Below are 25,767 nucleotides of genomic sequence, written 5' to 3'. Positions count from 1 at the left end.
AATCAATTATTAATATCAGATTATCAAATGAGTAATTCGGAAGAAAAATGGGACTTGGAAATAATCCCTTATACGGGACTATTTGATATAAACTGGCGGGAGCTCTGGCAATATCGTGACCTGATATTTTTGTTTGTCAGGCGGGATGTCGTGGCCACTTACAAACAGACGATTTTGGGCCCCCTCTGGTTTTTTATCCAACCTATGCTGACTACACTTATGTACGTCACAATTTTTGGCAATATGGCGAAAATCTCAACCGGAGGTTCTCCAAAAATCCTGTTTTATCTGGGCGGAATTACGGTCTGGAATTATTTCCAGGAATGCCTTCTCAAAACTTCTGAGACCTTTATTGCCAATCAGAATTTATTCGGTAAAGTATATTTTCCAAGAATGGTAACACCCATTTCAATCGTCATTTCCAGTCTTCTTAAATTTTTCATTCAGTTTAGCCTTTTTTTGATTACCTGGCTTTATTTCTTATTTCAAAAAACACCCGGCACAAGTCCCAACATCACTATTTTGCTCTTTCCTCTTTACATTATTTTGATGTCAGGATTGGGTTTCAGTTTTGGGATACTGATTTCCTCCCTGACGACCCGATATCGGGACTTACGATTTTTAGTGCAATTTGGAATACAATTGCTAATGTATGCAACACCAATTGTTTATCCTCTTGAAATTGCCTCAGAAAAATACAGATGGCTTTTGCTATTAAATCCGATTACGAGCATTGTCGAAGCCTTTCGCTATGCCTTCACCAGCAACGGGAATTTTTCATCCTACAACCTGATTTACAGCACGTTATTTATGACAATAAGCTTATTTTTCAGTATTATCATTTTCAACAGAGTTGAAAAAACTTTTATGGATAAAATATAAATATGGCAAAAACTGTCATTCATTTCGAAAATGTTTCGAAGCTATATAAGCTCGGTGAAATCTCAACCGGAACTATTTCCCGTGATCTTTCCAGATGGTGGGCGCTTTCGAGAGGAAAGTCTGATCCTGTCAGTAAAATTGGAGAAGTTTTGAAAAAACATTCTGATAAAACAGTTTGGGCTTTATCGGATATTTCATTTGAAATAAAACAAGGAGAGGTGCTAGGAATTATTGGAGGCAACGGCGCAGGAAAATCGACACTTTTAAAAATTTTGTCCCGTGTCACAAAACCAACAAGTGGGAGAATTCGCATCAGAGGACGAATAGCATCACTGCTCGAAGTTGGAACCGGCTTTCATCCGGACCTCACCGGCCGTGAAAACATCTTTTTGAATGGCGCAATTCTTGGTATGCGAAAAAGTGAAATCCTTAATAAACTGGATGAAATTGTCGCCTTTGCCGGTGTTGAACGCTATCTCGACACTCCTGTAAAACGTTATTCATCAGGCATGTATGTCCGGCTTGCTTTTGCGGTGGCGGCACATTTGGAGCCGGAAATATTAGTTATTGATGAAGTTTTAGCCGTTGGTGATGCGGAATTTCAACGAAAATGTCTTGGAAAAATGAAAGATGTGAGTCAAAATGAAGGCAGAACCGTACTTTTTGTAAGTCATAACCTGGCATCTGTTAAATCACTTTGTTCTAAATGCATTTTTCTAAAAAACGGAAAACTGGAATATCAGGGAAAAACTGATCTTGCCATAAATCAATACCTTAATATCCTTACCCACAATCAAAATGAGTTTTATTTTGATGCGAAAGAAAACCATGAAGCATGTTTTACATCTTTAAAAATCACGGATAGCAAAAATCAGTTAAACAATACCTTTTCGATCATGGATTTCTGGCAGTTAAAAATTGGTTTTCGGACACATTATTCCGTCTCCGATCTGGTTGTGGCAGTTGGTCTTCTGACATCAGATAATATTCTGCTAAGAAGTATTTTTTCGAAACCTTTTCATGCTGAAAACGGAAATTATGAAGCCGTTTTTTCTGAAAATGATATCGTTTATGGTGTCGGTACTTATCAGATAATTATTTCACTGTCTATTAACAATCACATTATTCAACATATTGAAGAACCAATTTTTATAACTTTTGAAGAAACGCAGTTTCAACATTCTTTTCTTAATACAAAAAATAAAGGTTTGATTTTGAATCAAATGAACGTCAGAATTTTACCTGTGTAACACGTTTTTCACTTTTAAAATATTCAAATTTCAATTAGTCTTAAATCGAATAAAATACCTTTCCAGCTATAAATCATCGAATTGAACTTTCAAAAATTGATTTTAAGCTTTTTAAATTCCTGAATTGCCAATTTAAAACGACAAAATATGTGACCAAAAATTCGTTTTGAAATCTAATATATACGAACTCTAATACAAACTTCACTACTCAACCAGCCAGAAAGCCCACTATTTCTGCAAATGAAAATCTTCTGACTATCAGCCGTTAATAAATTTCTTTTAACAAAGTCGGGTTGTACATTTTTCAAAATCGCAATGAAAATAGGAGTTTTGGCACACTATCTTGACACGCGTATGGACTTACGTGATTTGCTTGACCTATTAGGTCATGAACATGATATTGTGGCTTATATCCAGGAATCAGAAGCGCAGAAAATAGGTAGATTATTACCTGATATAACCGTCGTTCCTATTCCGGTATTCTCAGGAATTTCAAGATTTTTTCAATTAATATGGCAATACACTTACCTCTTATTTGGTCGGCTTCCAGCCAGCAGCAACAATTATTATCTGACTGAGCATATCAAGTTATTAAATTCTTCTTACAGAAAATGGTCTAAACTTATACAGGCGTCTTTGTTGTCATTGAGTAAAGTGAGTCCAAAAATTATAAGTTATGATCAATATCTTGATGGGCTTTCATGGCTAAAAATGCAGTTTGAATTCGAAACTGACATTGATGTCTTTGTATGTTTTACAGAAATTTCAAATGACTGGATCTTTGCCAAATTAATTCAGGAAAATAAACCTGTCTGGACTTATGTATACAGCTGGGATCATCCGTGCAAAATGAAAACTTTTTCAAAACGAACAAATTATCTTGTTTGGAATGAAGGAATTAAAGAGGATCTGATCACATTACAGCAAATAGAATCAGAGAAAATTCAAGTCTTGGGGGCTACTCAATTCGCTTCCATTGAACAATTTCTCAACGCTGGAAAAACCGGCATTGAAAATAGTCCTTATAATTTTCCATATATATACCTCGGATTTGCGACAGGTTATGATGCATTAGCTCGCCAGGAAGTAAAATATTGTCATCAAGTTACGGACATTTTGAAGGCGACATTACCAGACTGGAAACTGGTTATCCGCCCCTATCCATTTCAAAAAAACATAACTATTTACAAGTTGTTAACGACTTTACCAAATGTAATTTTTGATGATAGTATTTCTTCAAACGACAAATTCTTAACAATTAAAAATGCCAGCGCTTTCCTCCATTTTGGTACTACAATGGGCTATGAAGCCATGTATTTCGATACTCCTTCCTTTTTGCTTGCTATTGCGGATCAAAAAAAAGATGCCTTGTTACACGGATTTGTTCACCAATATCAGAATGACAAATATCTCAATACAACTGACTCTCTTGTAATTAAAAGCTACAACGAGCTCATTGCTGTTTTTGAAAATCTTGCTCGCGGACAGCTGGAAGTATATTCAAATCAAAAAAATCAGTTAGCCACGCCACTGCATTCTTTGCCGGTTTTAGCAGAAAGGCTTATTTCGATAATAAAACATCAACAATACCAACTTATTAGCCCTATGAAACTCATTGCATCTCCGTTACTGCCCATGATTTCTGCTCCGACCATTTCCGGCCGGATATCACTGCGTATCCTCAACGAGGTTCGTAACGTGTTTAGAAGGCAATTGCGACAAGAAATGATTAGCCGTTTACCTATTTACGAAGTTGACGAAGATCAATCGGAAATACACATGCTCATTTGCAAACGTGATTTTGAAATGGCAATCATTACAGCAGCGCAGCTAAATCATCTCGGGCAAACGGGCCATTCCTTTACATTTCACGACGACGGCACTTTGGATGATAAAATGGAAGAAACGATTTATCATCATTTTCCAGGGACATTGGTCGTACGCCGAAATGTGGCTGATTTTATAGCAAGTCAAAAATTATTCGCCTATCCCAATATCCTCGAATTCCGTAAAAAACATGTGATGGCTTTGAAACTGATTGATACGGCAATTTGGGCACAAAATGATCGGATCGGATACCTGGATTCAGATGTTCTCTTTTTTCGATATCCGGAAAAATATATTCAGTCTTTGGAAACAGGGACCAACACAAATTATTTCAACCAGGATATGGCAGATGCTTATATTTCAAGTTCTTCAGCCATCAAAAGAGAAATTGGTTTTTCTCCTGCACCCCGAATTAATGCAGGTTTGTGGACTATGAACAAAAAGGATATTGATCTCTATCAAATCGAACTATGGTTAAAGCATCCGTTTTTTCATAAACATCAGGCTGATTACAGGCTCGAACAGACATTTATGGCTTTGCTGGCACAAATTTCCAAAACGCATACGGCCTACTTTCCGAAAGAATATGACGTGTCCTTTGAAAAAATACCAAAGGAGAGTGTTTGCAAACATTATGTTGGCAGAATCCGGTATGGGTATGAGCTTGAAGGAATTAAATATTTAATTAATGATGAAAGTCTTTAAATAATAGTCATTGAGATACAAACACTTTCAAAAAATATTGATTTTGCCTGATGCCGGGCCTCAAAATCCCTTTCAATATGAGATGATTAAATTTCTGAGAAGTCATGGATTTGAGGTATTCATTGGCAGCAAGAGGAAACTGGGAAGTATTTATAAAGCTGTAAATCAATTCAATCCGGAAATAATTTATTTCGACTGGGTTCATAGTTATCTGATCGGCAAAACATTTCTGTGGAGTTTTATAAAATCGCTTTTTTTCGTTTTTGAAATTTCCTATCTGTGTTTTTTTAGAAAAATTCCTTTCATTCATACGTTACATAATACTCAAAATCATGGCGGATTCTGGTTGGCCTGGGAGCAGATTTTTTACGGTTTTTTTCTAAGACGGTGTTCAAAAATCAGAGTTTATTCGGAAACTGTAAAACAGGAGGTTGTAAAGAAATTCAGGATCTTATCCAGCGATATCTACATAATTCAAGACATTCCTTATCACCATTATTATCTCAATAACATATCCGAAAAAGAAAGCAGGGCTTATTTTAATATCACAGAAAAAGACTTTGTATATCTATTTTTTGGTAAAATAAAAAAATACAAAGGCCTCGAAAACCTGATCCTGGCTTTTAAAGCAGTGGAGAAATCCGGCGATTATCTTCTCATTGCAGGAGAATGTTCGGATAGAAAATATCTTTCACAACTTGTAAAATTGGCATACGGCTCCCAAAAAATAATTTTGTATGACGGGTTTATTGCGGAAGATGAAGTTCAATATTTTTTCAACGTAGCCAATGTTGTTGTATTGCCTTTTACAAGAATTGATCATTCCGGAAGTATTGACCTGGCGATGTCTTTTGCGAAACCAATAATTACTTTAAAGACAGGTACGACGTCCGATTTATTAGCTTATCAGGAATATCTGCTATTTGAAAATCCACAGGAATTGGAATCCTGTATGGCTCTGGCTCACAAAATTAATGTGGAAGAAATTGGCATAGAAAATTTCAAAATAGTGGATTCTCCAAGCTATCGCGATTTGTTGGTATTGTTTAAAAAAGTATAAATCCACGATCATGAAAATACTTTTCTGTACCAATACATTTGAAAATGTAGTTAACGGACCTTCCAAATTTGCCAATTACTTACTGGAAATAAACACACGCTACAAAAATTTCGAAATCCGGATTTTAACAGAGGATATTGCAATCGATTCCCTCGCCCAATACGAAAACAAAGTTTTCCGGTTAGATTTAAAATTGAGCTTCTTTACCAAAACCTGGGGATTTATATACAGAATGTTTCCCTACTACAAAGCCTGCCGTGACCTCAGGGCTGAATATGAGTTTGACATTGTAGTTTTCAACAACGCTATTACCGGAATCTGGTCCGCTATAAAATCAGACAAACCGGTTATCGGCATGATTAATGACGATACCAGTGCTTCAATTTCCTGGCGGAATTTTGATGGAAGTCACAGATGGTTTCGCCATTTTATTTTCAAATATCTTGAAAAAGCTGCCTTCGTTTTTGAAGCTGGAATTGTTGTTAATTCCCACTTTTTACAAGGTTTTCTTTTGTCAATTTATGGTCCGGATCCTTCTAAAATTCATCTTTTACATAAAGGGATCAGAATTGACAAAAAACGTCCTGTGCGGCTCTCATCGATAAATTCACCCATCAAAATCCTGTTTGTTAAATCAGATTTTATACGCGGAGGATTATTTGATTTAATCGCTGCGCTTGCTTTGTTGAAAGATATTTCACTGGAACTGCAAATTATCGGGCCCAAAATGATCTGCAAACAAGAGATTTTGGACAGAAATAAATCGTCAAATGTTGCCATAAATTTCATAGGGCCCGCGCCTGAAGAAACTGTCAAAAAGCTGATGGAAGAAAATGACTTTTTAGTCATTCCCGCAAATCAGGAAGCTTTGGGAATTGCTAATATGGAGGCTTTGGCTCGTGGATTAACGGTTATATCGAGTAATGCAGGAGGAATACCAGAAGTAATGGATTTTGGCAAAAATGGCTGGATGGTAAGTCCGAATAATCCATTTGATTTGGCAAATACAATTCAATATGTAATCGAGAACCCGGATGAGCGATTGATTAAACAACAAAATGGATATGACTTTGTTTGTCAAAATTTCTCACATGACCAAGTTATAGATCGTTTTCTGAAAATTCTTGAAAAATATAAACCATGAAAATGATTTTCATCTCCAACAATTGGGCTGATGCACATCAGCAAACACGGTTGAATGCCTTGTTAAAATTAAATTTATCCATTGTGGCAATAACGGTTTTACGGAATTACTATCACGCAACTTCTCCGCTTATGCCAATTGTAATCGGAAATGTAGATCATGTTTCGTATACAAAACGTGGAAAGGTTTACTACCGGCTTTATAGTCATCTTTCAAAACATGCGAAAACGAACGATTTCCTATATGTTTTTGGGTTTGATTTAATGCTGATAGCCTTAATTTCCAGTGCTTTTTCAGCTAAGAAAATTAAAATTATTTATGAAGTGCCGGACATCAGGGAATTGTTTTTCTCCAAATCGATCTTTGGTAAATTAATAAGATGGATTGAAAAAATAACTATTCCAAAAATCGATCTTCTCGTCGTTACTTCGCCTGATTTCATTACAAAATATTATGTGGATCTCAGAAAGATATCCGTTCCTGATTATTTAGTTATTGAAAATAAAATTCATCCACAGGAAATTGAAAAGTCGTCTCTTCCATGCGTTCCGGCAATTGCTGATCCGAACAGAAAAATCAGGATCGGATATTTTGGTGTTTTAAGATGCCCCGTTTCTCTTGACTGCTTGATTAAACTTTCAGAAAATCATGGTTTTGAAATTATTTTACGGGGAATATTTATGCCTCTGACCAAGCATTATGAAAAAATTGTTCAGGAGACAACCCGTATCCATTATCTCGGCCCATATCAGGTACCGCAAGATTTGAGCTCTATTTACTCCACCGTTGATGTCATCTGGGCGGTATATCCTTTTTCAGAAAAAATGATTGGCAATCATCGCTTTGCAAGAACTAACCGGTTTTATGAAAGTTTATATTTCAAAAAACCTTTCATTGTACAAAAAGGCACTGCAGATTCCAGCATGGCAACATTATTAGGAAATATTGCTATTGAGATTAATCTTGAAAATACAAATCAGGTCATTGAATTCCTTTCGGAAAATCTCACTTTTGAGAGGTTAGAAATAATAAAAAATCAGCTGCAAAAGATCCCGGAAAACAATTGTCAAATCACCAATGAATATAAAGATCTGGAAGTGTGCTTACAGCAAAACAAATTATAGCCGAAAGAATTAATAGAAATATTATTCTCCCTGTCGTTTTATTTTTCATACTGAATATTGGAAATTATTCCTTTTTCAGGTATTCCTTACAGGGGCATGAAAACCCATCTAATTTCCTGAATCTAATCTCCGGTTTCAGATTCTTGCTTCCGGTCTGGATTGTATTTTATTCCCTTAGGTTCAATTTAAATTTGACCTCAAAAATTTTAATACAAAATATTGATATAGTTGGTTTAAGTATTAGCTGGCTGCTTTCCAGCATTTTAAGTATGGACACTTCCAGCTATCTATTATATGGTGTCTGGACATTACTTTCACTTTGGGCAATTTTATTATTTATCTCTTACTCGGCCGTCGTTTATCAAAGTCTTCCAAGATTTTCCTTCGCTATCCTGCAAACACTCTGGCGTGGAAACTTCGTTATTCTGGTTCTGGATCTGGTCAGTTTGATATTATTGAAACCAAAAGGCGGGATGATGAATATATTTTTTGCCTCAAATACTTTCTGGGCTTATCCTACTATGACTATGGGCATTATGGCACTAATTAAAATACGGTTTACCCCGGTAGGCTTTAAAAAAAAGCTTTATTATGTCCTTATTTTTATTATTTCGCTTGTTTCTGTCTATTTTTCAGCACGCAGAAGCCCTCTGTTTTGCCTTATACTTATTTTACCACTGCTATATTTACCTTTGAAATTACCTCAGATTCTTCTTATAATCTTCCTTTTTATAACATCATATTCATTGTTAGACTCCACCAACGGTAAAGATTTTCTCGACTCCCTTCCTGATTCTTACATGAAATACCGGATTGAAAGGATGTTTGGCCTGGTGCAGGGCAGGGAGGAAACATCTTATTCCGAAAGACAAAAACTATGGGATACTTATCTTGATGCATTTTACCAAAAACCTGTTATGGGAGAAGGTCTTGCGGCTGTGAACAGAATCACAGAAAATACAAAAAACAATGCAGACAGACTTTCTGCACACAATACTTTTGTTGGATTATTAGCCGAAACAGGCTTATCTGGGACTTTACTGTTGTTTGTTGTGATACTAAGAAGTGTCCTATTGGCGGAAAGAATAAAAAATATAGTATGGACAAAAATTTATTTGACTCTTTTTATTCCAACCCTGCTGATAAACTGGGTGGAATATAATCTTATCCCTGGCCAGATATTTTTTCTTTACACAATGATCGTTTGGCTTTTGCCAAGAGGTTTACAATATCTCAAAATATAATTTTTCAATTCCCCAAAAAAAACAAAGACATGAAAAAATTTTCATGCCCTGTTTCACACTATACACACACTATATTTTTAATACTTTTATATCTCGTTTGGATTGATCGAATAACTTTTCCGAAACACAAAATAACACATTAATGTTATCAGAAAAAAACTTTCGATTATGATTTTATTTATATTACCCTTAAAACAATGCTTTTTTTAAATAAAAGCAAAATCTGGCACGAAAATACTTTATTACTCATAAAAAATATATTCTTAATCATAACACCTGCTTACTTTCGTACAACATAAAACTCACCATCTTAACCATGGAATCACTTTTAACAACAGACGCATTAATTAGTTTATTAACACTTACCCTGCTCGAAGTAGTACTTGGTATAGACAACATCATTTTTATTACAATAGTTGCAGGAAAACTTCCGGTGTCACAGCGGAAAAGGGCTCAAAACTATGGTTTATTGATTGCATTAGTACTAAGAATTGCATTGCTTTTTGCCATTTCGTGGGTTATTGGATTGAAAGAAGATTTGGTTACTATCTTCGGTCATGGTTTTAGCGGCCGTGATGTAATTTTATTAGGAGGCGGATTATTCCTTCTTTACAGTACCACCAAAGAAATACATAACAAGCTGGAAGGAGAAACGGAACATATACCTTCTTCTGATGCTCCGGCTTCTGGAAAACCAGGTTTGTCTTTTGGAAACGCATTAGTTCAGATAGCACTTTTGAACATCATTTTCTCCTTTGATTCCGTTTTAACAGCAGTTGGTTTGGTGAAAGAAATTCCTATTATGATACTCGCCGTAATTGCATCAACATTTATTATGATCGCTTTTGCCGCTAAAATCGGCGATTTTGTAAATAATCATCCATCCATTAAAATTTTAGCGCTTTCTTTTTTGTTAATGATTGGAACGCTGCTGGTAGCCGAAGCTTTTCATTACGAAATTCCAAAAGGCTATGCTTATTTCGCCATGGCATTTTCGTTTATTGTCGAGCTGCTTAATATGAAGCTTGATAAAAAAGCAAAAAGTCCTGTAAAATTGCATGAACGTGTCGATTAAATAGCTGTTGGGCAAGACGATAAAGTCAAAAAAAATTAAAATTGATAAAATAAAAAATGCGCATTAATCCCGAAACGGTTGACAGGATCAAACAATCCGCTGACATTGTGGAAGTGGTAGGGGATTTTGTGGCTTTGAAGAAAAAAGGAGCAAACTATTCGGCTTGTTGTCCTTTTCATAATGAAAAGTCCCCGTCGTTTAACGTTAATCCCGTCCGGCAGATCTTCAAATGTTTTGGATGCGGAGCTGCGGGCGATGCAATTAAGTTTGTGATGGATATTGATGGCGTTGGTTATGGTGAAGCATTACGTTACCTGGCCAACAAATATCAGATTGAAATTCAGGAAGAGGAAGTTACCGATGAAGAAGCACTCCGCCAGAATGCGCGTGAAAGTCTTTATATTATCTTAAATTTTGCAAAAAACTTCTATCTCCAACAGCTTCACGATACTGACGAAGGGCAATCAATCGGCCTCAGTTATTTCCGCGAACGTGGATTTACGAATGATATTCAAAAGAAATTTGAGCTTGGATATAGCCCCGACACTTGGGATGCTTTTACCAAAGAAGCTTTAAATAAAGGATATACTGCTGATATCCTGGAAAAAGCAGGGCTACTGATTCACAAAGAAGGCAGCCGCGCGGCGGGCCGCCAGACGGCCGGATATGACCGTTTTAGGGGACGTGTTATTTTTCCGATTCACAACGTAGCCGGAAAAGTGATTGCATTCGGGGCACGTATTTTAAAAACAGATAAATCCGGTAAAGGTGCTTCCCAACCTAAATATCTGAATTCTCCGGAAACAGAAGTTTATCATAAAAGTGATATTCTGTATGGAATTTTTCAGGCAAAAAATGCGATCAGGCAGCTGGAAGCCTGTTATTTGGTAGAAGGTTATACGGATGTAGTATCGCTGCATCAGGCTGGTATTGAGAACGTTGTAGCATCTTCTGGCACCTCGCTTACTATTGAGCAGATTCGCTTGATCGGCCGTTTTACACCAAATATTACCATTTTATATGACGGTGATGTTGCCGGCATAAAAGCTGCCTTGCGTGGTCTTGATCTGGTTTTGGAAGAAGGCCTAAATGTTAGTATCGTACTTTTCCCTGACGGAGAAGATCCGGATAGCTATGTGCGCCGGGTTGGAGCAGAAGCGTTTAAGGAATATTTGAAAAAAGCTTCCAAAGATTTTATAACCTTCAAAACTGAAACCTTATTGCAGGATGCCGGCAATGATCCTTTCAGGCTTGCAGCTGTGATTGGTGACGTTGTAAACAGCATTATAAAAATCCCGGATGCAATCAAGCGCCAGGTATTTTTTCATCGCACATCAGAAATGATGAAAGTCGATGAGCAAATGCTTATTTCAGAAGGAAATAAATTACTCAGGAAGCTTCATACGCAGCCAAAACCTCAGGAACGCGGTAACCGTCCTACAATACCCCAAGGACCGCAGGATATTCCATTTTCTAACGATGGACCTCCTGCTGATTTCTTCGAGTCGGAATCAACGGGCCCGGCTTCTACCGAAATAGAAGAATCAAGCCAGCGGACAAAACTTTATTATCAGGAAGAGGCATTTATCAGGCTTTTGATTTTATATGGCGCACATGAGCTTGAACCAACAATTTCTGTTTGCGCTTATGTTTTGGGCGAAATTCAGGGTATCGATTTCAAGGATCCTGTCTTTCATCACCTGTTGACTTTGTTCCGTGAAAACCATGGTCGGGAAGTTGTTTTACAGACAGATTATTTTCAGAATCATCATGAAAAGGAGATTCGAAATCTGACCATCAGCTGGCTCACAAATAAATATGAATTAAGTACGCTCTGGACAGAAAAATTTGAGATATATGTACCATCCGAATTAGATATGCTGGACAAAAGCAGTTTCATCAATATTCTTCGTCTGAAAAAGGCTTTTATTGAAGAAAAGATGAAAATTTGTATGGAAGAATTGAAGAAAGCTACGACCGAGGATCAGGAAAATGCACTCATGAATGAATACATTTTCTATAAAGGAATCAGTATGGCAGCAGCGAAAGAACTAGGAAGTGTAATTGGATAATATTTGTTTCAAACAAACATTTTTTAAACACAAAAAAGGCCGATTCGCATGAATCGGCCAATATATGTTACTAACAATAAGTTAATTACACGTTGTGATTTACAACACTTCTAACTTTTTCGTTTACGTTATCTGCTACTGAGCTGGCTTTATCTTTCGCCACATTTACATTTTTAAAGAACCCTTCTTTCAATTTGTCAGCTAAGACTGAAAGTTCTTCAAGGCTCTTTTCATATGTATCCTTCGCTGTTCCGCCGAGGTCACCCGCTTTGCTTTTTACAGTATCGCCAAAATCATATGCTTTACTTTTAATCAGCTTACGCGTATCTTTCCCTTTCTTTGGAGCAACTAACAAACCAATTGCAACACCTGTAACCAAAGCGCTTAGTGTCCCTATTAGAAATTTTTGATTCTTGTTCATATCAAAGTCTTATTTTGTGTGATGTAAAATACATAGTCAACCAAATTTACAAAAATACCGTGCCAAAAAAACAATCTAACCTCCTATTTGCCCATCATTTCGCAATTTTTCTGATAATTCTGTCAGCAACATTTCTGAGTTCTACAAACGCATATTCCCAATGGGACATATTGACAATAAAAACGGTGGTCAATATGCGCGGGGTTCATGCTGTAACACCAACCACCTGTTGGATCGGAGGATCATCCGGAACCGTTTTACGTACTGTTAATGGCGGAAAAAGCTGGTCGGTGATGAAAGTCCCTGGCGCCGACTCACTGGATTTTCGCGATATCCACGCATTCGGTCGCGAAACGGCCGTTGCCATGAGTGCCGGACTGGCAGAAACCGGAAGAGCGAAAATATACCGAACGGAAGATGGCGGAGAAACCTGGAATCTTGTGTACCAATCTACACAAACCGGGGTATTTTTGGATGGTATCGATTTTTGGAATAAAAACCAGGGAATATGCCTTGGAGATCCTTTAAATGGCAGATTGTTTATGCTGACCACAGAAGACGGAGGAAAAACCTGGCAGGAATTACCTTTGGAAAACCGTCCGGAAGGACAGCCCGGAGAAGCATCTTTTGCAGCAAGCGGAACCTCCATTCTGGCCGTTGGAAAAGATAAAGTTTTTATCGGGACCGGCGGAGGTAAAATGGCCCGTGTTTTCCGGTCGGAAGACTTTGGACGCCACTGGCAGGTTTCAGAAACACCGATGCCAGCCGGACCTACGAGTGGTATTTTTGGTTTGCATTTTTGGTCAAAAAAGGATGGAATTGCAGTAGGTGGTGATTATAAAAATATTTCCGACACAACCAGAAATGTTTTGTTAACGAACGACGGCGGTGTAACCTGGAAATTTGGCCCGAGTACTAAACCGCTTGGATTAAAAGAAGCCGTTTCAATTTATCATAAACATTACTCAACCTGGAACGGCGACACTCAGATTCGCTCAGATGATGTTGCGCTGGTTGCCGTTGGCCCATCAGGAAGCAGTTCTTCTGTTAATCAGGGAGAAACTTGGACGGCGGTTGGTACCGAACCTTTTCATGCAGTTAGCTTCGCAGGAAATGTTGGCTATGCCGTTGGCGGGAAAGGTCTGATTGGGAAAATTGAGAAGATTTCAAGGAATAAAAAACGGAGGAGATTGGTGTTTGCGGAGTGAGAACTTGCAGAAAATATTGTTAATTATTCTTTTGAAATCCAAAAATTTTGTAATTTGATAAACACATTCAGTAAAGGCTATGTACACATCAATAAGCGGAGTTTTTGAAAATGGAGTGCTAACACTTAGTGAAACTCCCCCAACTAAAAATAAATCTAAGGTTGTTGTTCTCTTCCTCGAAGAAATTGAAACGCCTGAAAAACAAAAACGCCAACCGGGTGGACTTAATCGCTTAAAACATCTGGCAGGGAAACACATGTCCATTCCCAATGATTTTGACGAACAATTGGATGAAATGAAAGATTACATGTAATGAAATATCTCATTGACACACAAATCCTCATTTGGTTTCAACTTGACGATAAAAGATTGAGTAATGAAATTTTAAGCTTACTAATGGACGTAGATAATTTTATTTATGTTAGTATGATAAGTCTCTACGAAATTGCTATTAAGCAAAAAACGGGTAAGTTATCAGAATTTCCAGCATCGATTGAAGACATAATTTCAGTAAGTAATCAGGATGGTTTTGAAATACTACCAATTACGGAAAAACATATTTCTAATTACAGTCGAATACCATTATCAGAAACGCATAAAGATCCTTTTGACAGACTTATTCTTTCTACTGCATTAACCGAAAATCTGATTATCATTTCAGCTGATGATAAGTTCAAATTATATACAACACAAATTGAACTTATCATTGCTTAGATAGTAAATCGTATTTTCCTTTTCTATCAAATCCTGTCAATCAACTCCTTCACCTTCCTTACTTCCCGTCCCATCAAATGATCGGCAATTGCTGCCGCATGATCACGCCCGTTTTCTATAAAGATTTTTTCTGTAAAAACGCCGGCCATCACCGTTCCGCATAAGTACAAGCCCGGAATATTAGTTTCAAAAGTTTCAGGATCAAATGTTGGGACCTTGGTTTGCGGATCAAGTACAATACCGCAACGGAATAATAAATGTTCATCCGGCAAATAACCTACTAACAAAAAAACAAAATCTGCTGGCAGCCATTCCAGTTCGCCGGTTTCAATATTTTCAATCTGAATTCTTCCTGGCTCAATTACCTTGGTAATATTATTAAAACGTGTATGAATTTTACCTTCTTTAACACGGTTCTTCACATCCGGAACTAACCAGTATTTTACTTTTGTACGAAAGTCTGCCTCTTTGTGCACAATCGTCACATGTGCATCATGACGATACAATTCCAAAGCTGCCTCGACAGAAGAATTGGAACCGCCTACCAAAACTACGTTGGTATATGAGTATTTGAACGGTTCATCATAATAATGAGAAACATGCGGCAAATTCTCTCCCGGAACATTTAATTTACGAGGTACATCGAAATAACCTGTGGCCAGAACCACCGTTTTTGACTGAAAAATCTGCCCGTCATTTGCGTAAACAAGAAATGTTCCATCAGTCTGTTTTTCCGTGCGCTCCACATCGACGAAAAGCTTGAAATTCAGATTGAAATAACCAGCAACCTTCCGATAATACTGCAACGCTTCATTTCTGTTCGCTTTTACTTCTGAAATGGCAAAAGGGATACCTCCTATTTCAATATTTTCAGCCGTTGAAAAAAAACGCATCCGCCGCGGATAATTGCGGATTGATTCTGTGATATTTCCCTTTTCAAGAATTAAATGATCAAGACCATTTTTAGTAGCTTCAATCGCCATGGCCAGGCCGCAAGGTCCGCCCCCGATAATGATAACGTCGTGAATATGCATGAGTCTGGTTTTCTAAATCTTATTTGGCTTTGCTGTCAGCAATCGGATTTCAGTAGTAAATTTAAAATAGATTACGGCCAAAACGATTAATATGACCACTTTCTTAAATCCTCGTTATAGTGCTAACTCTTTATTTAAACGATTGGTTTCTGAACTTTGTAAATTTGCAGACTGTTAAAAGTACCTGTCGCAATTATTATTTTTTCCATTGACAAACACGATACAAAATTTTTCAGAATGCCTCAATGACTGGGGGAAACGGAAAATTCCGTTTGTCTTTCTTATTGACTTTTTATTACAAAAACCGGTTGCCCGGCGTTTGGATGAGGTTGACGCATCCGAAATTTTATTTGATTTTGATGGATTTACGAATTATTCATTGAAAAATAAAGATGAATCCTTACCTGATTTTCATTTCAGGAAAAATCCAATTTCGTTTGATGACTATCAAATGAAATTTAATCACGTTGTCAAAAATCTCAAAGCGGGAAATTCCTTTCTTGTTAACCTTTCGGTTCCAACACCAATAGAAACGAATCTCGGTTTAAAAGATATTTTTGAACACAGTAAAGCACCTTACCGTTTTTGGTTAAAAGACCAGTTTGTCTGCTTTTCCCCGGAAATTTTTATCAAAATAAAAGGAAAACGGATTTCATCATTTCCAATGAAAGGGACAATTGACGCATCTTTTCCTAATGCCGAAAAAGTAATTTTATCTGATCCGAAAGAAGCTGCTGAGCACGCCACCATTGTTGACCTTATCAGAAATGATATCAGTATCGTAGCTGATAAAGTTTGGGTGGAACGTTATCGTTATATTGAACAAATTGAAACACATCAGAAAACACTTTTACAGGTAAGCTCGGAAATTGCAGGGATTTTACCTGATAATTTTGACAGAAAATTTGGTGATTTATTACTAAAACTACTTCCCGCCGGAAGCATTAGCGGAGCACCAAAACCCAGCACTTTGCAAATCATCAAAGATGCAGAAGGCTATGAACGAGGTTATTACACCGGCATAATGGGTTATTTTGATGGTGAAAATTTTGAAAGTGCGGTCATGATCCGATATATAGAAAATCAGAACGGAAAACTGGTTTTCAAAAGCGGTGGCGGAATAACGGCTAAAAGTGATGCCAAAAGTGAATACCAGGAATTAATTGATAAAGTCTACTTACCATTCGCCCATGTCCCTTCCATTGTGCTTTGAAACGATTTGTGTTCAAAATCGTCAGCTAATCAATTTATCTTATCACGAAACACGTCTGAACAAAACCAGAACTGAGTTATTTGGTTTTACGGATTCATGGAATTTATCAGAGTTAATAACAATTCCTGACTATGTTACGGATGCAGCCCATAAATGCAGATTAGCCTATTACGAAGATATTGACAACATAAAATGGGAGCCATATAATTTTCGGACGATCACAAAAATCCAGCGTGTGTATGATGATACAATTGATTATTCATATAAATACAATGATCGTATTGCTTTAAATAATCTTTATGAAAAGCGAGGCGAGGCAGAAGAAATACTGATTATCAAAAATGGGATAGTCACGGATTCGTTATATTGTAATGTTGCTTTTCTGAAAGATAGCCAATGGTTCACACCTGATACACCGTTGTTACCAGGAACCCAAAGAGCATTTCTTTTAGATTCCGGCATTATCCAGGAAGTCAGAATCTCGGAAAACGATATTTCTAATTACAGTCATATTAAATTATTTAATGCGATGGTTGATTGGGAAAATTCTATTGTTTTGGGAATCAAGGCTATCCAATAAAACTTTAAAAGAAATAGTTCTGTTAAATTCAAAGATGTAAATTTGATTACCAGTGAAACCGGTGCAATATTTAATTGTCTGATTCATTATAACATTTAGTCATATGAGTATTTTAGTAAATACGCGGAATGAGCAGGAAGAAAAGGTCATACTGGCTTTTTTGGATAGCCTGGCTATTGAGTATAAGACTGAGTTTGAGGAAGACTGGGACGACTTACCAGACAAAGTCGTTTTTGATGTGAAAGAATCTATAAAACAAATTGAGAATGGTGAGGGAATAAACCATAACTCAGCCAGAGAAACTTATAAAAAATGGCTTTAAAAGTTATCTCGTCACCAAAAGCATTAAATAACTTTCATGACATAATATCCTATTTACAAGAAGATTGAAATGAAACTGTTGTTAAAGACTTTGTTTATAAAGCAGATACTTTAATCAGTCAAATTAGCGAATATCCAAATTCATTCAGACGAATTTCTGATAAAAGCACTATTAGAGAAGCCGTGATTACCAAGCATAATTTACTTCTTTATCGGATACAAAAAGGTCAGATTTTGTTACTGGCTTTCTTTGATTATTATATCATTTCACCCCTCCAACTTATTTTTTGTATATTTGATCTACAAGAACTAAATCAACATGAGAGCTAAGTTGTTTTCTTCTAAAACCAGTCTGTTTAAAACACATACTTCACATTCTCCTGAAGAAATTCTGGCTTCGGGAGGTGCTACAGCTTTTGGTAGAAAGACTGGAAAAAGTAACGAAACATTAATTAGTGCGCTTAAAAATGCTGAACCTGCCGAACCCTTTACATCAGAAGAATGGGAAAAATTAATGGCCCAGCTTGATGCCACCAAGTAATGAATCTTCTATTTGATACAAATATAATTCTTGCCGTTATAAGAGCTTCTGACGGATATGGCATAATCAAGTTTCTTAACCCCGAGAACTTACCTTTATATGTTTCCGTTGTTTCAGAAGCGGAAATTAAATCCATAGCGTTGCAGAACAATTGGGGAAGTAAAAGAAGGGATTTACTTGATATCTTTTTAGACCAGGTCAATATCGTTGATGTCAGTAATTTTAACGTCGATATTTACACTGAAATTGATGCTTATTCGCAAATAGCAAATCCTGCATTTAAAACATATCCTTTTGTCACACCAAGAAATATGGGGAAAAATGATCTTTGGATTGCTTCCCTTGCTGCGCTCTTAGGGCTTCAGTTGATTACTACTGATTCTGATTTTGACCATTTGAACAATGTCTTTTTTGATGTTAGAAAAATTGATCAGAAGCATCTTTTACCCTTTTTTAAAAGAAAATAAACCAGATTTTGCCAATGACCTCCCTTTTTGAGGACGAAATTACCTTATTCGCCGATTTGATTCTTCCGGTTCCTGTTCCGAGGCTCTTCACATACAGAGTTCCGCGGACGATGGCTGAGATGATTAAAGTAGGTGCCCGGGTGATTGTACAATTTGGGAAAAACCGTGTTATCACGGCCGTTGTTGCCCATATACATTCCAATCCCCCGGCACTTTATCAGGCAAAATATATCCTTGAATTGCTTGATGATGAACCAATTATCACCACTAAGCAGCTCGAACTTTTCAACTGGATTTCAGAATACTATCTGTGTAATATCGGCGAAGTATTAAATGTTGCCCTTCCTGCCGGATTGAAAATTACAAGTCAGTCAAGAATTCAGCACAATCCTGAATTTGATTATGAAGAGTTACTAACCGATCAGGAACGGTTTATTCTGGATGAAATAAAAAAACATGCTACGCTATCTTATGAAGAAGTGGCCAGGATGGTCAACCAGACAAATATTACGGCCGTAATAAAATCTCTGGTTGGAAAACGCGCTATTATTCTTTTTGAAGAAGTAAAAGAAAAATATAAGCCAAAAGTTGTCAAAAAAATACGTTTGACCAGCGCCTTTGTTTCAGAGAAATCTTTGGTAGAATTAACTTCATCACTTGATAAAATTCCGAAGCAGCAGGATATTTTGATGCGTTATTTAAGCCACGTTCCGGTTTATAATCACGCCGATTTAAATCAAAAAGGTCTTGATAAATCAATCTTTTCCCAAGACGACAGCTTATCAGATTCTGCTTTACAAACTTTAATTAAAAAAGGAGTTTTTGAACAATTTGATATTGTCGTTTCCCGCTTCGCCGATATTCCGCTGGGTCCTCCAGCGGTTGTAAATTTGACAGAATCCCAAACAACTGCCTTCAAGGAAATCCATGAGGCATTTTCTGAAAAAGAAGTGGTGCTTTTACTTGGCATTACCGGAAGTGGAAAAACCGAAGTTTATATTGAACTGATCAAACAGGCGATGGAAAGCGGGTCACAGGTTTTATTTCTATTACCAGAAATTGCTTTGACAACGCAAATCGTGGTTCGTTTACGAAAAGTATTCGGTGATGCAATGGGAATTTATCATTCCAAATTTTCCGACAATGAGCGCGTGGAAGTCTGGAAAGGAATTCTGGATGGGAAATTTCAGTTTGTGGTCGGCGTTCGTTCTGCCATATTTTTGCCTTTTGATAATCTTGGCCTGATCATTGTGGATGAAGAGCACGAAACTTCCTACAAACAACATGATCCCGCTCCTCGTTACCATGCCCGTGACGTAGCCGTGATTATGGCTTATATGCACAAAGCTAAAACCCTTTTGGGTTCTGCAACGCCTTCGCTGGAAAGTTATTATCACGCAAGAAGTGGCCGTTATGGACTGGTAGAAATAACACAACGATTTGGTAATGCAGCTTTACCTACTTTTGTTTTAATTGACACGAAAAAAGAAAAAAAGCAGAAAACGATGAAAAATGAATTTTCATCCGTTTTGCTCGAACATCTTGAATCAAATTTAAATAATAAAGAACAAACGATTTTATTCCAAAATCGTCGCGGCTATTCTCCTTACATGCAGTGTGAAGAATGCAGCTGGATTTCCGAATGTGCAAACTGTGATGTCAGCCTTACTTATCATATGAAAGTGGCTGAACTTCGCTGCCATTATTGCGGACATAAGGAAGAAGTACCAAGGACTTGTCCGGCTTGTGGCTCTCCGAAAGTAAAAACGATGGGTTACGGGACGGAGAAAATTGAAGAAGAATTACATTTGTTGCTGCCAGCCGCACGTGTACAACGAATGGATTTTGATACGACACGGGCAAAAAACGCTTATCAGCAAATTATACAGGAATTTGAAGAAGGCGGTACTGATATTTTAGTTGGTACACAGATGGTCAGCAAAGGTTTAGATTTTGATAATGTAAGTATGGTTGGTATTTTTGACGCTGACAGAATTATCCATTTCCCGGAATTTCGGGCGTCGGAACGAGCTTTTCAAATGCTTACCCAGGTAAGCGGAAGAGCCGGACGAAGGGCCGACAAACCCGGAAAAGTATTGATCCAAACTGCAAATCCGGCGCAGAAAATACTGGAAAGAATTATTCAGAATGATTACACCGGCATGTACGATGCGGAAATTTTAGAGCGTGAACAATATCACTATCCGCCATTTACCAGGCTAATCAAAATAACAGTAAAGCATGTTGACGAGGCAACTTCAAAACGCGCCGCAGTCGTTTTGGCAGAAAAATTAACAGCCAATTTAGGGCAAAGCCGGGTGCTCGGACCGGAGCCTCCGTTGGTTGAAAGAGTAAGAAATCAGTTTTTGTTCGACATTCTCATTAAACTTGAACGAGAAAAGATTAATTTTAAGGCGGCAAAGTCGTTTATACAAGAAAAAGTCATTGATATTCTAACCGATAAAACCATAAAAGGCGTCCACGTCGTGATTGATGTGGATTGTGTTTAGTAAATTCATATAATACTGCAATTAACTCTATGTCTTCCAAGAAAACCAAAATTGTTGCTACCGTAGGCCCAACATCAGAAACAAAAGAAATGCTTCATGCTTTGGCAGTTGCCGGCGTAAATGTTTTTCGTCTAAACTTTTCTCATGGTACGCATGCAGACCACCTGGCCAGGCTTAATACTATTCGCGAAATAAACGAAGAATTCGGATTGAACCTTGCCATTTTACAGGATTTGCAGGGACCAAAAATCCGCATCGGACTTGTAGCTGAAAAAGATGGTGTATTGATCGAGGCTGGAAATAAACTTATTCTTTCCAACACAGAGGTTTTAGGTACTGCTGAAAAAGTAAGTACTCCTTACGACGGCATGTACAATGACGTGAAAATAGGTGACCGTATTTTAATGGATGACGGTAAACTTGAAGTGCTGGTAACGGGAATTGAAGGAAGCGATGTTGTAACTCAGGTTGTTTATGGTGGATTGTTGAAATCTAAAAAAGGTGTAAACCTTCCAAATACACGCGTTTCAATGCCTTCGGTAACTACAAAAGATTACGAAGATCTTGATTTCGGACTTGAACATAATGTGGAATGGGTAGCACTTTCGTTTGTACGTACTGCTTCTGAGATTATTAAAGTAAAAGAATACATTGCCAACAAAGGCAAATTTGCGCGCTTGATCGCAAAAATTGAAAAACCTGAAGCAGTAGCGAATATTGACGAAATCATCGAAGCTGCGGATGCAATCATGGTTGCCCGTGGAGATTTGGGTGTTGAATTACCGGCAGAAGAAGTTCCGATGATCCAGAAAATGATCGTTGATAAATGTAACAAAGCAGGCAAGCCGGTTATCGTTGCTACGCAAATGCTTGAAAGCATGATCGAAAGTCCTCGCGGAACACGTGCAGAGATTAGCGATGTTGCTAACTCGGTACTTGATGGTGCTGATGCAGTAATGCTTAGCGCAGAAACAGCTTCCGGAAAATATCCGTTGCTTGCTGTTGAAACAATGAGCCGTACGATTGAAAAAGTAGAAGAAAACTCACTTAATGTTTATTTCAAACACCACGCATTCGTAAACGAAAAACCAAGCGAAAACAAGCTGAATGACAACGTAGTAATGAGTGCATGTCGTTTGGCGCGTGATACCAATGCTGCTGCGATCATCGGTGTTACACGCTCTGGATATACTTCTTTCCGTCTTTCGCATCACCGCCCAAAAGCGAGTTTATTGATCTTTACTTCGGATAAAGCTCTGATGAACACATTGGCGCTGTATTGGGGAACAAAAGTATATTTCTACGATAAAGATCAGGACGTGTCAACGGATGATTTGATTGAAGACATCAAACTTTTCCTTATCGAAAAAGGTGAGTTGAAAAAAGGTGACGTTTTCATCAATACATTAAGCATGCCGGTTTCTAAATCGCGCAAAACAAATGCTGTAAAATTGAGCGTTGTAGAATAAGTTTCAATTGACATTTATATTATAGAGCAGTGGAATTTGATTCCACTGCTTTTTTGTTTTTAAGCTGAAAATAAAACGACTTCAATATAAGTTTATAATCATAATTCGCTTATTACTAAGCATATTGAGGATTTGTCAAACCATATTTTTATCTTTGAATATAGCAAATCGAAAGACTATGATAGCTTCACCAGGTCCAGGCAGAGTTTCGACAGAGATTTCTACCAATGAAATACCCAGCGTTTTGATCCATGAAATAATTGACGGTAAACCTTTGTACAGAAAAGGTTACCGTGAGGTTTTGGCCAAAACGAAAAAGATTGAAGATATTATGGGTTCGAGTTCATTGCAGTTCTTTATTATAGAATACTTATTAAGAATTCTTTTTCAAGCGATCGATTCCAGAAAATATATTATAGCAACGAACGAAGCTGGTCTTCATATCGACAGACGAAATAACCTGTCAGGAGATATTGCCATTTTCGATAAACATGTTTTAACAATTGATAAGATCAATAAACATTATTCTAACGTTCATCCAAAAATTTCTATTGAAATTGATCTGGACATTGAACTGGAAGAATTTACAGAAACGGGTTATATCACTATAAAGACAAAAAAGCTGCTGGAATTCGGTGCAGAAAAAGTTATCTGGTTTTTGACAGAATCGAAAAAGGTAATGATTGCAACAACTGAGAGCGAATGGCAGACATTTGACTGGAATTATGATGTTGAAATTCTGGACGGGATTCGTTGTAATGTTGGTGCATATTTGGAAGAAAAAGGTTCTGAATTTGCCTGAAACGACCATTTCATAAAACCTTAAACGACCGGAAAATTCATGTCGTTTTTTTATTTTTAATAATAACTAATAAAATAGTTGTGAAACTAATTAGATAGTCTTACATTTGAATACCCACTATTAAATAATAATATCTTAACAATTGAAAAACATGGAAGTAAGAACATTAACACGGGCAGAAGAAGAAATCATGCGAATACTCTGGCATCTAAAAAAGGCCTTTGTAAAAGATATACTTGCAGAAATGCCAGAGCCAAAACCTGCTTATAACACGGTTTCAACAATAATTCGTATTCTGGAAAAGAAGGAAGTTGTCGGTTATACTGCCTACGGAAAAACGCATGAATATTTTCCGCTGATCACCGAGGAAGAATATAAGCGCCATGAGATGCAGCAACTTATGGTCAATTATTTTGACAATTCTTTACCTAATCTGGTCTCCTTTTTTGTGAAAGACAATGATCTGAAAACGAACGACCTTGATGAAATCATGAAACTGATCAACGATCACAAAAGCGAATCTTAAACAATCAATCATCCGTTAGCCATGGAAATTTTGATTTATGTTGCCAAAGTAAGCTTATACTGGACTCTCTTCTATGCTTGTTACCGGTTGTTGCTTAGCAAACAAACCTTTTTTGTTTGGAATCGCATTTACCTGATCAGTTCTCTGCTGGTATCTTTTGCGCTTCCTTTCATCATTTATCCGGAATCTGCGCCGGTTATTTCGTTAACTTATTCAGTTACAAATCCAAATTTTACGGTTAGCTCAACGCCAACCGAACAAATTCCAATCATTACCTGGACACAATTTATTTGGTCGGTTTATATTCTGGGTGCGTTATTTATGGCGTTCAAATTATTTTCCAATATCCGTCAGCTCAACCATTTTCTCAAAGATGGAGAACTTATCGAAATGGAAGATTGCAAGATCATTTTAATTGATTCAAATCGAATTGGTTCCTTCTCATTTTTAAAATGGATCGTTGTAAACCGGAATGACTATGAAAATCATTTCGATCCGATTTTACGACATGAAATGGTTCATATGCAGCAGTGGCATAGTGTGGATATTTTGCTTGTCGAGCTGTTGAAAATTATTTTCTGGTTCAACCCTCTACTTCTACTTTACAAAAAATCATTACAGGAAGTGCACGAATTCCTGGCGGATTATGAAGCACCTAACAGGGAAAACTATGCGACTTTTCTGGTTTCCTATGCCTTAAATGCGCCAATCGCTTCGCTTACCAATCATTTCTATAAACCATCTCAAATTAAAACCCGAATTCAGATGATCTACAAAAATCGCAGTTCGAAATGGTTGCTAAGTACTTATATTCTTGCAGCAACCGTGATTACTTCCGTAGCAGTATTTGTGGCAGGTTGTGAGCGTAAAGAAAGTCATGAGCCCGTAGGTAGCGAAAAAAATGACGGTAGAAAAACTGAACTTTTAAAAAACCAGTTGGATCCCAGTTTGATCGGCAAAAAAATATATTCGGTGGTTGAAAATCAACCTGAGTTTCCTGGTGGAACAACTGCCATGTTTGAATTTTTGGGAGACCATATTAAATATCCGGCCTCGGCTATAAAAGCAAATATTGAAGGTCGGGTTTTTCTCACTTTTGTCGTTTCAGAAACGGGAGAAATATCCGATATAAAAGTATTAAAAGGAATTGGATTTGGTTGTGATGAAGAAGCAGTACGCGTATTATCACAATTCCCGAAATGGAAACCAGCCCTTCAGGACGGAGTTCCGGTCAATGTAAAATATAATTTGCCAATTAATTTCCAGCTGGACGATACAAAGAAAACTTCTTCTATTGACAAACAATTCAAAAATCCGGACGGATCCATATCAACACTCACAACAGACGGAAAAGTGATTGAAGAATCTCCTAAAAATACCAAGGTAAATATCCAGATTACCGGACCCAAACCACTTTTAGTCGTTGATGGAAAAATCGCTGAAGACCAGGATATGCTGAAGAATTTTGATGCTAAAAATATCCTGTCTGTCGACGTCCTTAAAGATCAAAAAGCGATCGAAGCTTATGGAGAAAAAGGCAGTCACGGAGTCATTTCAGTAACGACTAAAAAGATCTGA

At 37.2% G+C, this 25,767-nt stretch carries 24 protein-coding genes; 22 read left to right on the top strand and 2 right to left on the bottom strand.

Annotated features, from left to right (window positions below; genetic code table 11):
* Positions 1–27: 27 nt before the first annotated feature.
* The 9 genes from FDK13_RS02655 to dnaG all read left to right on the top strand — a co-directional run bounded on the left by FDK13_RS02655 (position 28) and on the right by dnaG (position 12,383).
* Positions 28–882, top strand: coding sequence for an ABC transporter permease (locus tag FDK13_RS02655; RefSeq protein WP_137338420.1), 855 nt, complete (start codon positions 28–30; stop codon positions 880–882).
* 2 nt (positions 883–884) lie between these two features.
* Positions 885–2,132: an ABC transporter ATP-binding protein gene (locus FDK13_RS02650; protein ID WP_137338419.1), complete on the top strand. Its 1,248-nt coding sequence runs from the start codon at positions 885–887 to the stop codon at positions 2,130–2,132.
* Positions 2,133–2,447: 315 nt separating this feature from the next.
* The gene (locus tag FDK13_RS02645) at positions 2,448–4,664 is read left to right on the top strand and encodes a glycosyltransferase family protein (RefSeq protein WP_137338418.1); all 2,217 of its coding nucleotides are present in this window, start codon (positions 2,448–2,450) and stop codon (positions 4,662–4,664) included.
* 10 nt (positions 4,665–4,674) lie between these two features.
* Positions 4,675–5,724: a glycosyltransferase family 4 protein gene (locus tag FDK13_RS02640; RefSeq protein WP_137338417.1), complete on the top strand. Its 1,050-nt coding sequence runs from the start codon at positions 4,675–4,677 to the stop codon at positions 5,722–5,724.
* A gap of 10 nt (positions 5,725–5,734) precedes the next feature.
* Positions 5,735–6,868 (top strand): glycosyltransferase family 4 protein, encoded by a 1,134-nt coding sequence (locus FDK13_RS02635; RefSeq protein ID WP_137338416.1) that lies wholly within the window; start codon positions 5,735–5,737, stop codon positions 6,866–6,868.
* Positions 6,865–7,992 carry a glycosyltransferase family protein gene (locus FDK13_RS02630; RefSeq protein WP_137338415.1) on the top strand — a complete coding sequence of 376 codons (1,128 nt, stop codon included), beginning with the start codon at positions 6,865–6,867 and terminating at the stop codon, positions 7,990–7,992. The genes FDK13_RS02635 and FDK13_RS02630 overlap by 4 nt, the downstream gene beginning before the upstream one ends.
* Positions 7,993–8,183: 191 nt before the next feature.
* Entirely contained in the window at positions 8,184–9,236 is a 1,053-nt protein-coding gene (locus tag FDK13_RS02625) for an O-antigen ligase family protein (RefSeq protein ID WP_137338414.1), read from the top strand.
* Between the two features lie 316 nt (positions 9,237–9,552).
* Positions 9,553–10,311, top strand: coding sequence for a TerC family protein (locus tag FDK13_RS02620; protein WP_137338413.1), 759 nt, complete (start codon positions 9,553–9,555; stop codon positions 10,309–10,311).
* A gap of 56 nt (positions 10,312–10,367) precedes the next feature.
* The gene (gene dnaG / locus FDK13_RS02615; RefSeq protein WP_137338412.1) at positions 10,368–12,383 is read left to right on the top strand and encodes a DNA primase; all 2,016 of its coding nucleotides are present in this window, start codon (positions 10,368–10,370) and stop codon (positions 12,381–12,383) included.
* Between the two features lie 85 nt (positions 12,384–12,468).
* Here dnaG and FDK13_RS02610 read toward each other — a convergent pair whose 3' ends face one another.
* Positions 12,469–12,804 (bottom strand): YtxH domain-containing protein, encoded by a 336-nt coding sequence (locus FDK13_RS02610; RefSeq protein ID WP_137338411.1) that lies wholly within the window; start codon positions 12,802–12,804, stop codon positions 12,469–12,471.
* 194 nt (positions 12,805–12,998) lie between these two features.
* On the opposite strand from FDK13_RS02610, the gene FDK13_RS02605 reads away from it, so the two are divergent.
* The 3 genes from FDK13_RS02605 to FDK13_RS02595 all read left to right on the top strand — a co-directional run bounded on the left by FDK13_RS02605 (position 12,999) and on the right by FDK13_RS02595 (position 14,726).
* The gene (locus FDK13_RS02605) at positions 12,999–14,012 is read left to right on the top strand and encodes a WD40/YVTN/BNR-like repeat-containing protein (protein ID WP_137338410.1); all 1,014 of its coding nucleotides are present in this window, start codon (positions 12,999–13,001) and stop codon (positions 14,010–14,012) included.
* Between the two features lie 79 nt (positions 14,013–14,091).
* On the top strand, positions 14,092–14,325 hold the full coding sequence (locus tag FDK13_RS02600) for a hypothetical protein (protein ID WP_137338409.1): 234 nt from the start codon (positions 14,092–14,094) through the stop codon (positions 14,323–14,325).
* Positions 14,325–14,726 (top strand): type II toxin-antitoxin system VapC family toxin, encoded by a 402-nt coding sequence (locus FDK13_RS02595; protein WP_137338408.1) that lies wholly within the window; start codon positions 14,325–14,327, stop codon positions 14,724–14,726. The genes FDK13_RS02600 and FDK13_RS02595 overlap by 1 nt, the downstream gene beginning before the upstream one ends.
* Before the next feature lie 26 nt (positions 14,727–14,752).
* Here the strand turns inward: FDK13_RS02595 and FDK13_RS02590 are convergent, their stop codons facing one another.
* Entirely contained in the window at positions 14,753–15,760 is a 1,008-nt protein-coding gene (locus FDK13_RS02590; RefSeq protein WP_137338407.1) for a YpdA family putative bacillithiol disulfide reductase, read from the bottom strand.
* Between the two features lie 208 nt (positions 15,761–15,968).
* Here FDK13_RS02590 and FDK13_RS02585 point away from each other — a divergent pair, with 208 nt between their 5' ends.
* The 10 genes from FDK13_RS02585 to FDK13_RS02540 all read left to right on the top strand — a co-directional run bounded on the left by FDK13_RS02585 (position 15,969) and on the right by FDK13_RS02540 (position 25,767).
* The gene (locus tag FDK13_RS02585; RefSeq protein WP_137338406.1) at positions 15,969–16,973 is read left to right on the top strand and encodes an aminodeoxychorismate synthase component I; all 1,005 of its coding nucleotides are present in this window, start codon (positions 15,969–15,971) and stop codon (positions 16,971–16,973) included.
* Positions 16,951–17,553 carry an aminotransferase class IV gene (locus tag FDK13_RS02580; protein WP_137338405.1) on the top strand — a complete coding sequence of 201 codons (603 nt, stop codon included), beginning with the start codon at positions 16,951–16,953 and terminating at the stop codon, positions 17,551–17,553. The genes FDK13_RS02585 and FDK13_RS02580 overlap by 23 nt, the downstream gene beginning before the upstream one ends.
* A gap of 103 nt (positions 17,554–17,656) precedes the next feature.
* Positions 17,657–17,875 carry a hypothetical protein gene (locus FDK13_RS02575; protein WP_137338404.1) on the top strand — a complete coding sequence of 73 codons (219 nt, stop codon included), beginning with the start codon at positions 17,657–17,659 and terminating at the stop codon, positions 17,873–17,875.
* A gap of 318 nt (positions 17,876–18,193) precedes the next feature.
* A complete protein-coding gene (locus FDK13_RS02570) occupies positions 18,194–18,415 on the top strand; it encodes a hypothetical protein (RefSeq protein WP_137338403.1) in 222 nt (73 codons plus the stop codon).
* Positions 18,415–18,882: a type II toxin-antitoxin system VapC family toxin gene (locus FDK13_RS02565; protein ID WP_137338402.1), complete on the top strand. Its 468-nt coding sequence runs from the start codon at positions 18,415–18,417 to the stop codon at positions 18,880–18,882. Before FDK13_RS02570 ends, FDK13_RS02565 begins: the two co-directional genes overlap by 1 nt.
* A gap of 14 nt (positions 18,883–18,896) precedes the next feature.
* Entirely contained in the window at positions 18,897–21,392 is a 2,496-nt protein-coding gene (gene priA, locus FDK13_RS02560) for a replication restart helicase PriA (protein ID WP_137338401.1), read from the top strand.
* Positions 21,393–21,421: 29 nt separating this feature from the next.
* On the top strand, positions 21,422–22,861 hold the full coding sequence (pyk, locus tag FDK13_RS02555; RefSeq protein ID WP_137338400.1) for a pyruvate kinase: 1,440 nt from the start codon (positions 21,422–21,424) through the stop codon (positions 22,859–22,861).
* A gap of 178 nt (positions 22,862–23,039) precedes the next feature.
* On the top strand, positions 23,040–23,663 hold the full coding sequence (locus FDK13_RS02550; RefSeq protein WP_137338399.1) for a Uma2 family endonuclease: 624 nt from the start codon (positions 23,040–23,042) through the stop codon (positions 23,661–23,663).
* Between the two features lie 151 nt (positions 23,664–23,814).
* The gene (locus tag FDK13_RS02545; RefSeq protein ID WP_137338398.1) at positions 23,815–24,189 is read left to right on the top strand and encodes a BlaI/MecI/CopY family transcriptional regulator; all 375 of its coding nucleotides are present in this window, start codon (positions 23,815–23,817) and stop codon (positions 24,187–24,189) included.
* A 21-nt stretch (positions 24,190–24,210) separates the two neighbouring features.
* On the top strand, positions 24,211–25,767 hold the full coding sequence (locus FDK13_RS02540; RefSeq protein ID WP_137338397.1) for a M56 family metallopeptidase: 1,557 nt from the start codon (positions 24,211–24,213) through the stop codon (positions 25,765–25,767).

Source organism: Dyadobacter frigoris, assembly GCF_005280585.1.
Classification (GTDB): domain Bacteria; phylum Bacteroidota; class Bacteroidia; order Cytophagales; family Spirosomataceae; genus Dyadobacter; species Dyadobacter frigoris.
This window is presented reverse-complemented; position numbering and strand designations above follow the sequence as displayed.

Coding starts and splice junctions, on each gene's coding strand:
- FDK13_RS02540 (WP_137338397.1), top strand. CDS start 24,211: ATGGAAATTTTGATTTATGTTGCCAAAGTAAGCTTATACTGGACTCTC.
- FDK13_RS02630 (WP_137338415.1), top strand. CDS start 6,865: ATGAAAATGATTTTCATCTCCAACAATTGGGCTGATGCACATCAGCAA.
- FDK13_RS02590 (WP_137338407.1), bottom strand. CDS start 15,760: ATGCATATTCACGACGTTATCATTATCGGGGGCGGACCTTGCGGCCTG.
- FDK13_RS02610 (WP_137338411.1), bottom strand. CDS start 12,804: ATGAACAAGAATCAAAAATTTCTAATAGGGACACTAAGCGCTTTGGTT.
- FDK13_RS02580 (WP_137338405.1), top strand. CDS start 16,951: ATGTCCCTTCCATTGTGCTTTGAAACGATTTGTGTTCAAAATCGTCAG.
- FDK13_RS02545 (WP_137338398.1), top strand. CDS start 23,815: ATGGAAGTAAGAACATTAACACGGGCAGAAGAAGAAATCATGCGAATA.
- FDK13_RS02645 (WP_137338418.1), top strand. CDS start 2,448: ATGAAAATAGGAGTTTTGGCACACTATCTTGACACGCGTATGGACTTA.
- FDK13_RS02575 (WP_137338404.1), top strand. CDS start 17,657: ATGAGTATTTTAGTAAATACGCGGAATGAGCAGGAAGAAAAGGTCATA.
- FDK13_RS02565 (WP_137338402.1), top strand. CDS start 18,415: ATGAATCTTCTATTTGATACAAATATAATTCTTGCCGTTATAAGAGCT.
- FDK13_RS02620 (WP_137338413.1), top strand. CDS start 9,553: ATGGAATCACTTTTAACAACAGACGCATTAATTAGTTTATTAACACTT.
- FDK13_RS02655 (WP_137338420.1), top strand. CDS start 28: ATGAGTAATTCGGAAGAAAAATGGGACTTGGAAATAATCCCTTATACG.
- FDK13_RS02570 (WP_137338403.1), top strand. CDS start 18,194: ATGAGAGCTAAGTTGTTTTCTTCTAAAACCAGTCTGTTTAAAACACAT.
- FDK13_RS02650 (WP_137338419.1), top strand. CDS start 885: ATGGCAAAAACTGTCATTCATTTCGAAAATGTTTCGAAGCTATATAAG.
- dnaG (WP_137338412.1), top strand. CDS start 10,368: ATGCGCATTAATCCCGAAACGGTTGACAGGATCAAACAATCCGCTGAC.
- FDK13_RS02605 (WP_137338410.1), top strand. CDS start 12,999: ATGCGCGGGGTTCATGCTGTAACACCAACCACCTGTTGGATCGGAGGA.
- FDK13_RS02550 (WP_137338399.1), top strand. CDS start 23,040: ATGATAGCTTCACCAGGTCCAGGCAGAGTTTCGACAGAGATTTCTACC.
- FDK13_RS02600 (WP_137338409.1), top strand. CDS start 14,092: ATGTACACATCAATAAGCGGAGTTTTTGAAAATGGAGTGCTAACACTT.
- priA (WP_137338401.1), top strand. CDS start 18,897: ATGACCTCCCTTTTTGAGGACGAAATTACCTTATTCGCCGATTTGATT.
- FDK13_RS02595 (WP_137338408.1), top strand. CDS start 14,325: ATGAAATATCTCATTGACACACAAATCCTCATTTGGTTTCAACTTGAC.
- pyk (WP_137338400.1), top strand. CDS start 21,422: ATGTCTTCCAAGAAAACCAAAATTGTTGCTACCGTAGGCCCAACATCA.
- FDK13_RS02635 (WP_137338416.1), top strand. CDS start 5,735: ATGAAAATACTTTTCTGTACCAATACATTTGAAAATGTAGTTAACGGA.